The sequence below is a fragment of the Streptomyces sp. NPDC041814 genome (assembly GCF_055590565.1).
The window spans coordinates 126,050-140,993 of the sequence record NZ_JBVJAM010000011.1; the positions used below are offsets into that span (position 1 = coordinate 126,050).

Annotated in this window: 12 protein-coding genes, 1 tRNA gene and 1 pseudogene; 3 read left to right on the forward strand and 11 right to left on the reverse strand. The window is 64.1% G+C overall.

Features of this window, described 5'->3' with window-relative positions; translation table 11 throughout:
- Positions 1–65 precede the first annotated feature (65 nt).
- The 7 genes and pseudogenes from ACZ6C6_RS26345 to ACZ6C6_RS26375 all read right to left on the reverse strand — a co-directional run.
- Complete coding sequence (locus ACZ6C6_RS26345) at positions 66–1,715, reverse strand: long-chain fatty acid--CoA ligase (protein ID WP_469205893.1); 1,650 nt, start codon at positions 1,713–1,715, stop codon at positions 66–68.
- Between the two features lie 167 nt (positions 1,716–1,882).
- Positions 1,883–2,503: a SigE family RNA polymerase sigma factor gene (locus ACZ6C6_RS26350; RefSeq protein ID WP_469205895.1), complete on the reverse strand. Its 621-nt coding sequence runs from the start codon at positions 2,501–2,503 to the stop codon at positions 1,883–1,885.
- A gap of 244 nt (positions 2,504–2,747) precedes the next feature.
- Positions 2,748–3,059: a hypothetical protein gene (locus ACZ6C6_RS26355; RefSeq protein WP_469205897.1), complete on the reverse strand. Its 312-nt coding sequence runs from the start codon at positions 3,057–3,059 to the stop codon at positions 2,748–2,750.
- Between the two features lie 382 nt (positions 3,060–3,441).
- Positions 3,442–3,524, reverse strand: a tRNA-Ser gene (locus tag ACZ6C6_RS26360).
- Between the two features lie 694 nt (positions 3,525–4,218).
- Positions 4,219–5,355 carry a tyrosine-type recombinase/integrase gene (locus ACZ6C6_RS26365; protein WP_469205900.1) on the reverse strand — a complete coding sequence of 379 codons (1,137 nt, stop codon included), beginning with the start codon at positions 5,353–5,355 and terminating at the stop codon, positions 4,219–4,221.
- Positions 5,355–5,576 carry a helix-turn-helix domain-containing protein gene (locus ACZ6C6_RS26370; protein WP_469205902.1) on the reverse strand — a complete coding sequence of 74 codons (222 nt, stop codon included), beginning with the start codon at positions 5,574–5,576 and terminating at the stop codon, positions 5,355–5,357. Before ACZ6C6_RS26370 ends, ACZ6C6_RS26365 begins: the two co-directional genes overlap by 1 nt.
- A gap of 2 nt (positions 5,577–5,578) precedes the next feature.
- Positions 5,579–6,568: pseudogene (locus tag ACZ6C6_RS26375) on the reverse strand (replication initiator); the annotation flags it as partial.
- A 651-nt stretch (positions 6,569–7,219) separates the two neighbouring features.
- On the opposite strand from ACZ6C6_RS26375, the gene ACZ6C6_RS26380 reads away from it, so the two are divergent.
- Positions 7,220–7,537 (forward strand): CU044_2847 family protein, encoded by a 318-nt coding sequence (locus ACZ6C6_RS26380; protein WP_469205904.1) that lies wholly within the window; start codon positions 7,220–7,222, stop codon positions 7,535–7,537.
- A gap of 23 nt (positions 7,538–7,560) precedes the next feature.
- Entirely contained in the window at positions 7,561–11,634 is a 4,074-nt protein-coding gene (locus ACZ6C6_RS26385; protein WP_469205906.1) for a trypsin-like peptidase domain-containing protein, read from the forward strand.
- A gap of 393 nt (positions 11,635–12,027) precedes the next feature.
- Here ACZ6C6_RS26385 and ACZ6C6_RS26390 read toward each other — a convergent pair whose 3' ends face one another.
- From ACZ6C6_RS26390 to ACZ6C6_RS26405, 4 genes are all read right to left on the reverse strand, one after another.
- Entirely contained in the window at positions 12,028–12,297 is a 270-nt protein-coding gene (locus ACZ6C6_RS26390) for a hypothetical protein (protein WP_469205908.1), read from the reverse strand.
- Positions 12,294–13,037: a GntR family transcriptional regulator gene (locus ACZ6C6_RS26395; RefSeq protein WP_469205910.1), complete on the reverse strand. Its 744-nt coding sequence runs from the start codon at positions 13,035–13,037 to the stop codon at positions 12,294–12,296. The genes ACZ6C6_RS26390 and ACZ6C6_RS26395 overlap by 4 nt, the downstream gene beginning before the upstream one ends.
- Complete coding sequence (locus ACZ6C6_RS26400) at positions 13,034–13,258, reverse strand: hypothetical protein (protein WP_469205912.1); 225 nt, start codon at positions 13,256–13,258, stop codon at positions 13,034–13,036. The genes ACZ6C6_RS26395 and ACZ6C6_RS26400 overlap by 4 nt, the downstream gene beginning before the upstream one ends.
- Before the next feature lie 526 nt (positions 13,259–13,784).
- A complete protein-coding gene (locus ACZ6C6_RS26405; RefSeq protein WP_469205914.1) occupies positions 13,785–14,063 on the reverse strand; it encodes a hypothetical protein in 279 nt (92 codons plus the stop codon).
- 78 nt (positions 14,064–14,141) lie between these two features.
- Here ACZ6C6_RS26405 and ACZ6C6_RS26410 point away from each other — a divergent pair, with 78 nt between their 5' ends.
- Positions 14,142–14,897 carry a GntR family transcriptional regulator gene (locus ACZ6C6_RS26410; protein ID WP_469205916.1) on the forward strand — a complete coding sequence of 252 codons (756 nt, stop codon included), beginning with the start codon at positions 14,142–14,144 and terminating at the stop codon, positions 14,895–14,897.
- The last annotated feature ends 47 nt before the right edge of the window (positions 14,898–14,944 follow it).

Below are 14,944 nucleotides of genomic sequence, written 5' to 3' on the forward strand. Positions count from 1 at the left end.
CAGGCATACGACGAGGGCGGTACGGGAACGCACCCGTACCGCCCTCGCCCTTTCCGTGCAGCGGCTCAGAGCCGCGTGATGTCCAGCTCGCCCTGCGCGTACTGCTTGCGGATGACCTTCTTGTCGAACTTGCCGACGCTCGTCTTCGGCACGGACGGGATGACCGACCACCGCTCCGGAAGCTGCCACTTGGCGATCCCGGACTCGGCGAGGAACGCCCGCAGCGCCTCGTAGTCGACGGTGGCGCCCTCCTTGAGGACGACGGTGGCGAGCGGACGCTCACCCCACTTGTCGTCCGGGACGGCCACGACGGCGGCCTCCGCGACGTCCGGGTGGGCCATCAGCGCGTTCTCCAGCTCGACACTGGAGATCCACTCGCCACCGGACTTGATGACGTCCTTCGCCCGGTCGGTGAGCGTGAGGAAGCCGTCCTCGCTGATCACACCGACGTCGCCGGTCTTCAGCCAGCCGTCCTCGCTGAACTTGTCCTCGGGCCGCAGCGCCTCGCCGTCCGCGCCCCCGTAGTACGCACCGGCGATCCAGGCGCCGCGCACCTCCAGCTCACCGGCCGACTCGCCGTCCCACGGCAGGTGCTCACCGGCCGGGCCGACCAGCCGCGCCTCGACCCCGGCCGGGAAGCGTCCCTGGGTGACGCGGTAGGGCCACTCCTCCTCCGGGGTCAGCCCGGCGGGCGGGTTGGCCATGGTGCCCAGCGGCGAGGTCTCCGTCATGCCCCAGGCGTGACAGAGGCGTACGCCCAGCTTGTCGTACGCCTCCATGAGGGAGGGCGGGCAGGCGGCGCCGCCGATCGTGACGTTGGCCATGGACGTGAGGTCGCGCGGATGGGCGGTGACCTCGGCGAGCAGGCCCTGCCAGATGGTGGGGACGGCCGCGGCGTGCGTCGGGCGCTCGCGCTCGATCATGTCGGCGAGCGGGGCCGGCTGGAGGAAACGGTCCGGCATCAGCATGTTCACGCCCGACATGAACGTCGCGTGCGGCAGGCCCCAGGCGTTGACGTGGAACTGCGGAACGACGACGAGGGTGGTGTCCTTGTCGGTGAGACCCATCGACTCGGACATGTTGACCTGCATGGAGTGCAGGTAGATCGAACGATGGGAGTAGACGACGCCCTTCGGGTCCCCGGTCGTGCCGGAGGTGTAGCACATCGCGGCGGCCTGGCGCTCGTCCAGCTCCGGCCAGTCGAAGCTGGTGGGGCGGCCGGCGAGCAGCTCCTCGTAGTCGTGCACGCGCACCGCCGCGCCGTCCAGGAGGGAACGGTCACCGGGACCCGAGACGATCAGGTGTTCCACCGACGTCAGCTGGGAAAGCAGCGGCGCGATGAGCGGCAGCAGGGAGCCGTTGACGATGACGACCTTGTCGTCGGCGTGCTTGACGACCCAGACCAGCTGCTCGGCGGGAAGGCGGAGGTTCAGCGTGTGGAGAACGGCGCCCATGGACGGGATGGCGAGGTACGCCTCCACGTGCTCGGCGTTGTTCCACATGAGCGTCGCCACACGCTGATCGGCGTCGATGCCGAGTTCGTCGCGCAGGGCGTTGGCGAGCTGGGTGGCGCGCCGGCCGATCTCCGCGAAGCTGCGCCGGTGCGGCTCCGGCTCTCCGGTCCAGGTCGTGACCTGCGACTTCCCGTGAATCGTCATCCCATGCGTCAGGATGCGGGTGACAGTCAGCGGTACGTCCTGCATGGTGCTGAGCACGGCGTCCTCCCGGTGGGCGCTACGCGGCAGTAGGGGTCCGCTGATTCTGCGCACATACCACTTGGTATGTCACTACTTCCGGGGGTACGAATCGGTGTCGCCCCGCAATGTCACACCACCCGGGACCGGGCTGGATCACCCTGTTCCGCCTCGGCGGCGGACCCGGCTCAGCGGTCCGAGGTCAGCTCCGGGTCCTCGCGGAGCTTGCCGAGCGCCCGGGAGACCGCGCTCTTGACCGTGCCGACGGACACCCCGAGCACCTCGGCGGTCTGTGCCTCGCTCAGGTCCTCGTAATAGCGGAGGACGACCATCGCCCGCTGGCGGGCCGGCAGCCTCAGGACCGCGCGCCACATCGCGTCGTGCAGCGACTGCCGCTCCGCGGGGTCGGGCCCGGGAACGGCCTCCGGCTCGGGCAGCTCGTCGCAGGCGAACTCGTCGACCTTGCGCTTGCGCCACTGCGAGGTCCTGGTGTTCAGCAGGGCCCGGCGGACATAGCCGTCGAGGGCACGGTGGTCCTCGATCCGGTCCCAGGCGACGTACGTCTTGGTGAGCGCGGTCTGCAGCAGGTCCTCGGCGTCGCTCGGGTTGGCGGTGAGCGAGCGCGCCGCCCGCAGCAGCACCGGACCGCGCGCCTGCACGAAGGACGTGAAGGAGGGGTACGGGAGGTGCGGCGCCGACGTGTGCGCCACGTGCGCGGCGCGGCCGGAGGCGCCCGGCGTGCGCGCCGACGCGTACGTGCGTACCGGTGCGGTTCCCCTGTGGGTGCCCGTGCGGACTGGCGTGGTCATGCCTCCACGCTAGGAGCGGGTCCCGCCGCCCAAATCGCCCCCAGGTCCCGAAACCGCGTCCGCCTCAGGGTGTAGGGCCGGGTCCCCCTCCACCTCCTGTAGGTGGAGGGGGGCGTACCCGGGGCGTCGGGGTCGCCCCTGACGCACGGACGGCCCGCCCGTACGCCGGAGCGGCGTGCGGGCGGGCCGTCGGGTGCGTCCGTCGCGGTCCGGCCCCCCGACCGGGCCGCGAACGGCACGGGGCTCACCAGAGGTTCGTGAAGTTCACCGCCACGGTGTGCGTGGACTGGTCGAGGTGAGTGAAGGCGGACCCGTTCACCTGCGCGGAGGTGCTCTGGTTCGACGCCCCGGAGCCCGTCGCCTGCTGCTGCGAGGTCGAGGAGTTGCCCGCGTTGTCCCGCCCGACCCCGCTGCCGCTGATGGTGGCCACGCCCGCGTTCGATCCGCTGCTCGCGAACGAGCCGTTGTCCGCCTGGGCCACTCCGCCGAGGAGAACGGCTGCCAACGGCAGCGCGGCAACAACGGCGAGGGCACGAGCGGTACGGATGCTTGCCATGTCTGTTCCTCCAGGAACCGGAAGTAGGGCTGAGGCTGAACCCGGGCCGGCGGCCGACCGCCCGGTGCTGATCACGACGTCGCGGACCGAAACTGCCCACCGCCGCATCGGCGAACCACCCACAGCTTCCGGTTCCCCCGCAAGCGTGAGAAACCCGAGCCAAACCCCTGACCTGGGGCGAACCACGCGCCCAGCGCCCGCATGAGCGACCCCCGAAGGGGGAAGGGCGGAGGCGGCCCCGACCGGATTCGAACCGGTGTCCTCACGGTTTTGGAGACCGCGCGCGACGACCTCTGCGCTACGGCACCGCCCCCGCCGGGCATCCTAGGATCCGCGCACACGAACGGCCCCCGACCGATTCGCCCGGTCGGGGGCCGTTCACCGCGGTGGGTGTGGGATTTGAACCCACGGTGACTCGCGCCACGACGGTTTTCAAGACCGGTCGGCCATCAGTGACGTCACCGCATAAGCGCAGGTCAGCCAGCAACAAACGCTCCCCCTCGGCCACCTTGGTTGCCGCCGTGCCCGCAACGTGCCCCATGGGACCGATTCAGACCCCTTCGGCGAGCTCCGACCATTCCATCGATCCGCGAGACACGGGGCGAACGAGTCGGACATACTTTCCGCGGGTCCATATCCCTCTCTTGAGCGCCTAGTTGACTCTACAAGAGAAGGGTTGTGCCATGCGCCTCGCGCAAATGTGGCGGTGCCTCATTGAGGCACCGCGATCCAGTGGGGCAGAACTGCGAGAGCAGTTCACCGAAGCCCTGAGAGCCGTGCACACGTGGTTGCGGTCGAAGACGACGAGCGACCGCGTGCAGCAGTGGTTCTACCAGGTGTCGGTTGAGGTAGTAGCAGCTACCGCATCCGCAGCCCTGGTCTGGTTGCTGACACGCGGCCGCTGACTCCAAGGGGCGGCCCCTCGAACTGCACTGACACCGTGGTCGGGGGGCGCGTCCACTCTGGTGATTGCCAAGCAACTGAAGCCTGGCCCACCCCAAGCACATCTGAGATGCACTCGATGTGACACGAGATTAGCGCGCCGAATTAGCGCGCACACAGTTTCGCGGGAATTAGTTGGCAATTAAGTGGTCACCTAATTGAGTGCACAACTGTTCACTCAATTAGGTGACCACTACGCCGCCCACCGCAATGCTGCTTAAGCGGGCCCAAGCGTCCCGCGCTCGGGGTTGCCCCCTGAAAGCCAGGAATCAGCCGCTTCCGCTACCTGGTCGTCACGACCAGCCACAGGCCGGGCGTAGTGCCGAGTGGTTACGCTCGCGTTCGAGTGCCCGAGCCGGTGCGCGGCGGTCATCACGCCGTACCGGTCGGCGACCCACGTCCCATGCGAGGCGCGGAGATCGTGCGGCGTGACGTCAGTGAGGCCGGCAGCCGCCACGGCGGGATCGAAGTACGCCTTGCGCCACTGGTTGTAGCGCAGAGGCTTCCCGCCGGGCGTGACGAAGAGGAGAGCATCCTCCCCGTCGGGCAGCGTCTCCAGGTGCCGGCCGATCCGCGCCGCGAGTGACGACCCGATCTGCAAAACCCGCTTCTGATGGGACTTGGGGGTGTCGAAGACGAGGGTGCCGTTCGCTTCGGCCAGGTTCTCGTCAACGAGGACCAGGCCGCCGGACACATCGATGTCCGCTCGCCGCAACGCGAACGCTTCCCCGACCCGCAGACCCGCGTAGGCGCGCAAGGAGATCAGCAGGTCATGTGGTTTCGTCGCGCTCCGCACGATCCGCGAGGCTTCCAGTGGGGTGAGGATGTGCGGCTCGGTCTGCGGCGTCCGAGGGAGCTTCACGCCCCTGCACGGGGTCTGCCCGATCATCTCGTTGTCGACGGCCGCCCGCATGATCTGCGAGAGCACCCGGTAGGCCTGCCTGATCCGCGAGGCGCTGAGACCACGGGTCTTCATCGCACCGACCCACTCGACGATGGTGATAGGCCGGAGGCTGGAAAGCTCACGGTCACCGAGCGCCGGAACAATCAGTGAGTTGATCAGGGACCGGTACGACGCCTGTGTCTTGTGTTTGAGCTGCGGGGAGACCGCGGTGAGCCACCGTGCCGACCAATCGCGGACGGTGGTCCGTCCCTCGGCGGGGTCGAGCCAGCGGCCCTCCTCTATCTCGATTCGCTTCCGTGCCAGCCAGCGATCGGCGTCCGTCGTTGTCGCGAACGTCTGATCAGCGGCACGCAGCACGCCGTCAGGCCCCGGATACCGAGCCTGGAACCGGCCGGACCGCAGCTTCCGGATCCGACCGAAGGCGCGTCGGGACTTACGCTTGGCGGCCATCAGGCGGCCCTCCGGTATGAGTACGCCGAGGCGGGCCGCAGGAGGATCGGCGCCACCGTGTGCGCGCTGACGTACTCCTCCACAGCGCTTTCGGGGATGCGGACGTGTCGACCGACCTTGACGAACGTGATGCGGCGTTCCTCGATGAGCCGGCGGGGGAAGCGGAGACCGGTGCCTAGGCGTTCGGCTACCTGATTCACCGTGAGCAGTCGGTCCGCCACGGTCACCACTCCCCCTCGTTGTCGGTGCGGTCCCTCAGCGCGTCGCGGGCGGTCTCGCGGTTGGTCTGGAGATCACGGGCAATGGTGGCGGCGAGAGCCCCTTCGCCGGGTGTGTGCCCGTGGCCGACGTACTGCCAGTCCGTCATGACGAGGACGGTGTCCGGTTCACGGTCGGCCAGGCCGAGGACGGTCGCTTCCTGCATAGCGCGGTAGTCGGCGCGTTCCTGGCGGAGGGCACCGAGGGTGGTCGAGTAGGTGCGGGACTTGGACGAGAAGTGGCCGCGAAAGCCGAGGATGTGGGCCCAGGCCCAGAGGCGCCGGTCCGGATAGAGGCTGTCGAGCTCACGGCACGCGGTGATGAGTCGGCGGGTGTGATCGGGAACGCGATGGCGGTCGAGTTCGGCGAGCTCCCCGATGCGGCGGTCCAGGGTGCCGGTGTTCTCGGCGGCTTTGGTGGCGTACTTGGCCACGTACGAGGCGACGGCCTGTTCGGTGACATCTGAACCGTCGCCGAAGGCCTTGACCGGGCGGACGTCCAGCTGTCGTCCCCATCGGAAGGTCCGGGACGCCTGATCACCGGCAGCCGGGACGGAGACGGACGTGTACGAGTGCGCGGCTGCGGCGCGGATCGTGTCAGTGAGGAGAGCGACCGTGGCCCAAGAGGGCGGCGGAGTACAAGGTCCCTCCGGGCCGTCGAGACGTACGACGGCGTGGAAGTGGAGGGCACCGCGCTTCTGGAATTCGGCGACCTTGCCGACGGAGACGCGGAGATGGTCGCCCAGCTCACGGCGCGGGACGCCCCCGTGGATGGCGAGTTCGCGGCGGAGTCGGGTGGTGAAGCGCTGCCAGAGCTCCCCGGCATGGTTGTTGAAGAGGACAGCGCCCGCGTAGTCGTAGGTCTCCGGATCAAGGCCCGCGCACGGCGCGGGCGCGCGCCGTCTCTGCGGCGCGGCCTGCCTCCTGTCTCCGCCCCGGCTGGCCGCGCCCGGCGGCGCGCTGGCGAGCTGCGGACGGAAGCGGGAAATAGTCCCGCGGCTCAAGGACGTGCCTCCGGCGGGGGCGCTCAGACTCCGGGATGACAGGGCACCGTTCGCGGGAGTCGGCCGGAGCGTAGCGAGCGTCGTGGGGCTTCCATCCCGCCCACCTTCGACCCAGGCAGAGCCGAGCGGTCGTGGTTCAGGGCGTCAAGGTCGTTCGTACAGTGGCGCGCTCCACCTTGACGCCCTGAACCACGCCCACTCCACGGGGCGTGGGTCGAAGGCGGACGGGATGGGAGCCGGGTGAGCGGCGGGTTGGGGGAGACGGGACGTTTTGCGCCGCTTTCCGTAGAGCCTGGCAAGGCGCTCGCACACAGCCACCGACTTCATCACGGTCTGCTAGACCAGAACTCACCTCAGCATCCGCCGGGTCCCAGCCACTGGCCAGAACGCCGCCTCAGGCCACGAATAGCGGAAGGCAAGTACAGGTACGGACGGCCCGGACGACGACGGCCCCAACCAGAGTGCAGATACGGGGTCTTGGACAGAGCCGCGGTAACGAGCGACGCCCGCATGCCTTCGGCATGGAGAAGTTTGGACACTACACAGCCCGACAGCCCAGGGAAGCGGTAGAGTCCGGTCATTCTGGGTAACTAGGGGGCCACGATGTCGTCGCAGGTAGTGTCGTACACGTTGGATGACCGGACAGTCGTCCAATTCGAGATTGAGGCCAGTGGTGACTTTCATCCCGTCGGAGCGGAGCAAGCGATCGGGCGCGTTCGGGATGCAGTGGAGCCTGCCGTGCTTGCCGCGCAGAGTGTTCTTGACCAAGTCAGGGCAATGAAACCTGGTCAAGTTGAGCTGAAGTTCGGCATCAAGGTGAATGGCACGGCTAACTGGTTGGTAGCGAAAGCCGCGACAGAGGCAAACTTCGAGGTCACGCTAAGTTGGTCTGATAGCGCCGAAGTTCAGAACCCTTCGTAGAAGTTACCTCCCGGAAAATCGACATGGAGAAAGAAAACACCAATAGGCCGGTCGATGATTCATGGGTGGCCGCTATTCACCGAGCCCAGTCAGATTCCACCTCCATCGGTTCAGGTTTTACCTTGGACACCTACCGGGTCCTCACTTGTGCGCACGTCGTTCGTACGGTCGCGGATGCCAACGGGGAACTTTGGGTCGCGTTCCCAAAGGCTGATGAACGTGTAAATTCCCGCATTCGGGTATCTAATGTGAAGTTTCCATCTGGCGGCCTTGAACAGATCCAAGATGTCGCGGTATTGACGCTATCTTCCCCCATTCCTGGAGGGTGCATACCGCGCCTCCGTTGCCCAGCACCAGTTGACCTTGTCGGTCAAGAGTGGTGGGCTTTTGGTTTCCCAGGAGGCGACCTGCTGGGAAATTCCGCCTCTGGTACGGTTGGCGAATTTCTTGGATACGGTTGGGTACGCCTGGACACCACGTCGCGATACACCGTGAAGAATGGCTTTAGCGGATCTCCGTTGTGGTCTCCGGACTATGAGGCGATCGTCGGAATGGTGGGTCAAGCCACCGGAGATCGTGGAGATGCGCGGGCGATCTCGCTTAGACAAATTGACAGAATCCTTCCGGACGAGAAAATTGGAGATCTTGCTGGCTGGACAGCGGAGGCAGCCGGCGAGACCGCTCTTTCGTCTTGGGGATGGTCTCTGCGCAATGACCCCGAGGCTGGCCGACATTGGCGACCACGCGCACGCGGCGTCAGCATCGAGACAGAGCAAGGGTTCCGCTTTCGCGGTAGATCGTCAGCGCTTTCTAAAATTGTCACTTGGATTTGCGAGGAACCGGTTCGCAAAGCCCTTGTGGTTACGGGATCTCCCGGCGTAGGGAAATCGGCCGTCCTGGGACGCATTGTCACAACAGCCGATGCAGAAATCGCTGCTGCTTTGCCGGACAGCGACGTCGCTATCCGAACCCCAATCGGGGCCGTACACTGCGCCGTACACGCTAAGGGAAAAACTGCTCTAGATGTCGCTGTCGAGATTTCAAAGGCGGCTTCTGCGGCAATCCCTGAGGATATTGATTACCTGCCAGAATACCTACGTGAAGCGCTCACAGATAGACCAAACAGCTCTTTCAACATCGTGATTGATGCACTCGATGAAGCAACCACTGGGCAACAGTCACGCTTGATCGTCCGTCGCATTTTGGCCCCCCTGGTTGAGACCTGTGCCCACCTAGGTGTTCGCATAGTAGTAGGAAGTCGGCGTCGGGATGACACAGGCGACCTACTTGGAGAGTTTGGCCGCGCAATAACCGTTCTCGATCTAGACGATCCGAGCAATTTCAAGCAGGAAGATCTGGAGGCATACACCCTCGCGACCTTGCAATTGACAGGAGACGAGCGCTCCGATAGCCCTTATAGCAACGATGAAATCGCTTGGCCAATTGCTCAAAAAATTGCGGCAATGGCTGACCATAATTTTCTCGTGGCAGGGCTCGTTGCAAGGTCTCACGGATTGCACGATGCGGAGGCGGTTGCTCCTCTGGAAATCTCATTCACCCCCACCGTTGATGGCGCTCTCCGTGACTACCTTGACCGAATCGAACCAGTCGGGGGATGTCGATCCGACTTGATTCTTGCAGCTCTAGCTTTTGCGGAGGCGCCGGGATTTTCCATCACATTGTGGCGCATAGCCGTTGAGGCCCTCAGTGGGCAACCTTTTGCGGTGAATAATCTCTCTGCTTTCGCGCACTCGTCGGCGGCAAACTTTCTCGTGGAGACGAACGCGGATCAAGGCGATGTTGTCTATAGACTTTTCCATCAAGCGTTGAATGACACTCTAATAGATTCCCGATCTGAGCTATATTCACGGAAGTCAGATGAGAGTGCACTCGCCCAAGCAATGATTACTGAGGGTGCGAAGAGTCGATGGGCCGATACGGATCCCTACCTTCGTCGTTCGCTTGCTAGACATGCAGAGCTGGGTGGTGTTCTCGACACGCTTCTGGAGGATGATAGATACCTGCTACATGCCGACCTTCGGCGACTGGTCCCTGTGACAGATAGAGTAGATTCAGAGCTCGCACGGCAAAGAACTAAACTGATTCGTCGTACGCCACGCGCCCTAAATTCCGGGCACGCTGAACGAATTGGTCTGTTGAGCGTGACCGAAGCACAGCAGCAGCTCGGTCGTTCTTTTCAAGATCTAGACGAAGCAGCGCCCTACCGAGCCAGTTGGTCATCCGTAATTCCTGGATCAGAGGAGGCTCTCCTCGAAGGCCACACTCGCTGGTCCTACATTCTGTGTTCATTCGAGGTAGCGGGCCAGCATCTCCTTGCCAGCGCCGGCGGTGATCGAACTGTGCGCATCTGGGACCCGGTTCTTTGTGAAGTCATCCACGTTCTTGAGGGTCACACGGACGAGGTGCGGGCTATTACGCAAGTCCGTCTAGGCGACCTGGATTCTCTGGCCACTGCCGGGCGGGACGGAACGATTCGGTTCTGGGATCCAGTCTCCGGTGATCTATTGCATAGCTTGGATGGCTTCCCGGAAGGCTTCTCAACCCTGAATTCTCTCGTATTCGGTACCCAGGGCGTCCTGATCGGGGCTTCTGCTGTCGAAGCTGAAGTCTCACTAATTGATCCTACCGATGGGGCCATCATTGGGGCGCTCCAGAGGCACGAAGATTGGGTATCTGACATATGCGAGGTGAGTGTTTCCGGCCGAAGGTTCGTCGCCTCATGCAGCGAGGACCGGAAGGTTCATCTCTGGAATCTTTCAGAGTCGAAAATACATCTGACGATTTCTCTTGGACATTGGGAATGGGCTAGATCTCTTTGTTCCATCGAAGTTGGCGGGCGTCAATTTCTCGCAGGTGCTTGCTATGACGGAGCCGTTCGTCTATGGGATCCGCTTGACGGAGCATTGGAAAGAGTTCTTATTGGGCATGAAGGCTCGGCACTAACCATCTGTGAAGCAAAATTGAGCGGCAAGTCAGTACTGGTTAGTGGTAGCGATGATCAGACGTTGCGAATTTGGGATCCAAGTACAGGACAAACACTAAAGGTTCTCCACGGGCACACTGATTGGATCTATTCCGTCCGTGCGGTGGGTTCTCATGAGCGCGGCCGACTGGCCAGCACCGGTGATGATCGATCGATTAGGCTATGGGATCCTGAGACTGGGGAAGAAAAGACTCTGGTTCAAGACGCAGCGGTCGACTCATTTGAATTGACCTGCGTGCTGCAGGGATCGAATGGGCCTGAATTTCTAACTGCATTGGCCGGTAATGAGGGCGTGGTCATTCGCAGTTCGGTAAATGGACAGATTCAGCAGACCATTCCATCACAAGCCGTCTATTCCATGTGTGAACTCTCAGTAGGCGGAAGTCCGAGACTTGCGGTCGGCGGTAGCCGTTTCATCGAACTGTGGAACCCTAAGACTCTCTCTAAAACATACTCATGGCCCCTCTCTGACTACGGCTCGCATGTGTCTTCACTCTGCACGCTGAAGGTTTTCGATGATGTACTGATGGCAGGGTCAGTCAGGAATAGCATTCTCTTCTGGGGGCTATCGCGAAATTCACCTGTGCATCAAATTCGACTGAATCTTAACGTTCGAGACATATGCCCCGTCCCAATCGATGGGCGCAAGTTTCTTTCCTGCTTGGGTTACAACGGACAGGTCCAAATCGTCAACCCAAGAATCGGCGAAGTTATTTCTGAACTTGCAGTAGGGCAGAATTCTACCGTGCAGTGCCTGATCCAGGTGGGCGGCCGAGTATTGCTATCCACGGGGAGCGACGAAGGCGTTATTGAGCTTTGGGATCCTGCAAATGGCAAACGGGTTGGCGTGCTTGAAGGGCACTCGGCGCGATTGGTAAATATTTGGCCGTACAGCAAAATGGGTCATAGCGTCCTCGTCAGCGCAGGTAATGATAGATCTGTCAAAATTTGGGATCCCCTTCGATTTCAATGCCTAGCAGATATTCCCTTGTACCATTCCATAACCTGGGCCAGTCAAGTGGGCGATACGATCATGCTTAGCCTGAATGCTGGCATGTTCGGCATCGCGATCGACATTCTCCACATGTACTGACATCGATAGGAGGAACAGGTTTACCTGGCGACAGAGAGGCTTTGTCCTGACTGCGCACGTGAGTTGAGGGCATTCTCTAGCGACTCTGGATATCGGCGATGCAAGTGAGGAAGCGGGGGCGGCAGCGGTTACTTCGACGCCGAGGGCAGCTCAGTAAAGGAGCGCATAGTTTCAGGTGAAGGCCTGAATTAGGTAAATTAGACGATGATTCCCAATCTCACAGCACTCAAGGTGACTTACCCACCGGCTGACAGGGCTTTCCGCATCGCCGGGCACAGTGCGGCGGGGAGGGGAACCCCCGGTTCTGTGCTCGGGCCCCCTCCCCACGTAGCATGAGGTTTTCTGCTGGTCAGCGTCTATTCAGATTCGGTGAGGCTCGCCCACAGGCACGAGTTATTCGCGGCTGACCGCGACACGCAGCACGTCCTTCAGGGCGCAGGCCAGGGCATTTCCTAGACGGCGGAGTTGAATCGGATCCGCGTCCTCGTCGTCGAGGGTTTCCGATGCCATCTTCAACAGTTGTTCAGCCGTGCCAAGTTGGATGGCTTCGAAGTTGTCCGCCAGGCGGGACATGTAGCCGTCCGGGTCGTCAGTGCTCAGGTAGCAGGGCTTGTCCCTCGGGCCCGACCATGGGAGAAGCCGAAGTTCGTTCGGTGTTGTCATTCTTGGGCTGGCCTCTCGTTGAGCACGTGGTGGGCGGTGAAGACGGCGTCGACTCGGTCTCCCGGAAAGGCCAGGAGCGCGGCTTCAACGACGCGGCCGATGGCGTCGGTGGCGATGCGGGTGATCGCGAGAACGGCCATGTTGTTTCCGATCCGGAGGGCCGACGCTTCGTCCGGGGTGGGAGAGCGGGCGGAGACCGTCTCTCGGATGGTGGCCGGCGACGGGCCGAGGACGGCGAATCTCGTGACTGCCTCCCGGCACACGGTGTCGTCGTCGAGGACTCCGGCCGGGGCCAGGTCGCGCGGGATGTAGATGCGGGCCATTCCGTGCGGCATCCCCTGTTCGAGGCTGAGGCAGGTGTACTCCGCGAGAGGGCTGCCCGTTGGCACCTTCAGCAGCGTCGTCAGGTGCACGGAGGCCGGAACCGTGGTGTGGCGAACCGTGATGCGCAACGTTGGCTCAGCGGTGATCCAGGGGTCCAGGGTGCCCCAGCCGCCGACGTACATGATCCTGCGGCGCGGGTGACGGACGTAGTTCCCCTTGCCGTGGATCTTCTCGACGAGCCCTTCACCCTGGAGCACGGCGAGAGCGCGTCGCAGGGTCACCGTGCTGACCCTGTACCGAGCGGCCAGGCCGGCTTCGGGCGGGAAGCGTTCGCCAGGCTTGATGCTGCCCGTCGTGATCTGGTGGCGTAGGTCGTCGGCGATGTCGTGATGGCGTCGGGACACGGAGCGGGTCACCGCCTTCTCAGCAGTCGCAGGGCCATGAGCCGGGTACGGGCGTGTATGGCCAGCAATTCGCCCGTCTCGAAGACCAGTTGCTTGGCCCCATGGGGGAGCTGATAGAGGTCTCTCACTCGGCAGGCCTGACCGCCGAGTTGGATGATGTCGCCGCGCTGCACGGTGGCCGCCGTGACCTCGACGGGCGAGACCAGTGCACCGCCGGCGGCGTGGACCCTCATGCCACCACCTGCACGGGCACGGGCGGATCGGGGGTCGAGTGGCACGGGCAGGTGCACTCCTCGTAGATCACCGGTACATCGTCCGTCGCCGCAGGCGGGGACGGCTCGATGCAGGAGTGGTGCGTGCCGATCCGGCAGGCGATCGAGCGATAGGGGGCGGAAGTCGTACCCGTTGGGTGCGGTTGTCGGCGAGAAGGCATCAGCGGACTCCCGCGAGGGCCGACCATGCCTCGGCCGGCAGGTGCGGGGCGACAAGCGCTGCGGGCGTCTGTGCACGCTGTTCTTCCCATGCCAGCAGGTACGGACGGACAAGCGCGATGTCCTCTCCCCTCAGCGGGTACCGGTGGACCGTGCCGACCGGAGCCCGCCTCAGGGCGACGGTCGAAGGGTCAGCGGACGCGGCGCCGGGGAGAGGGGCCAGCGGCCGGGAGGGCGTTAAGGGGCGGCGATGCCGGCCGCTGGGGAAGCACCGCGCTCTGGAGCGCGAGATGGCTTGGCGGATACGGTTGAGCATGCTGTTCAGCTCCTATCGCTGATAGCCCGGTCCCCCGACGTCGCCTGTCGTGGGGGCCGTTTTACGTACGACCGCCCATAAGGTGCGGCCGTTCAAGCTGGTGGCCACGAGCCCGAATCGATCGGCATCGGCCACCGCGTCCAGGACCTCCCGCCACGAGTCGGCGGAGAGCGTGTCCGGAACTTTTGCCTCGACCGTCGTGGACCGGGTGTCCTCCTCCACGCGCGGGCGGAGGCCGGCGGCAGACAAGCGGGCGGCGATAGCCGCCGCGGTCACTCCCGAAGCGGACACAGCGCACCCTCCGTTGCCAGCGATCACTTTCGGTGAAGCTAGTTAACTAGATTAGAGCTAGTGGACTAGATTTCCCATATGTCTGAGCAACCGCCGTACCTCCGCATCGCCGACGAACTCCGGCAGCGCATCGCGGAGCACGTCTGGGAACCGGGCGACCGCCTCCCATCCCGCGCCCAGATCGGCCAGGAGTGCGGCGTGGGCGAGAACGTGGTTCGCCGGGCACAGGAGTTGCTGATCTCTCAAGGCGTGCTGGAGGGCCGGGCCGGATCGGGGACCTACGTCGCCGAGCCCCGGGAGCGCGTGAGAGTCGTCCGGTCGTCGGCACGTGAACAGCCCGGTGGGTCCCCGTTCCGCCAGGACATGAAGGCCCTTCGCCGACACGGGGACTGGGAGAGCCGAACCGACGCCAAGGTGCCGGCCCCGGCGGAGATCGCGACGCGGCTCGGCATCACCGAGGGGGAGCTGTGCGTGCGGACGACGTACGAGTTCCTTGCGGACGGGAAGCCGGTCCAGTTGTCGACGAGTTGGGAGCCGTACGCCGTCACTGGCGGCACCATCGTCGTTCTCCCCGAGGGAGGGCCCCACGCAGGAGCCGGGGTCGTGACCCGCATGGCCGCGATCGGGGTCACCATCAGTCACGCGGTCGAGCAGCCCGAACCCCGACACGCGACCGCCGAGGAAGCATCGCTACTCGGCATCCAGAAAGCCGCGCTCGTGACGCACATCCGGCGGACGTACTACAGCGACGACGGCCACCCCGTGGAGACAGCGGACATCGTGGTGCCCTCAGCACACTGCGAGATCGTCTACGAGATCCCGATCAACCGCTGACGAGCCGGCCTCGGCAGCTCCAAAGCCGTGCCCCCCGCGTGCCCCTT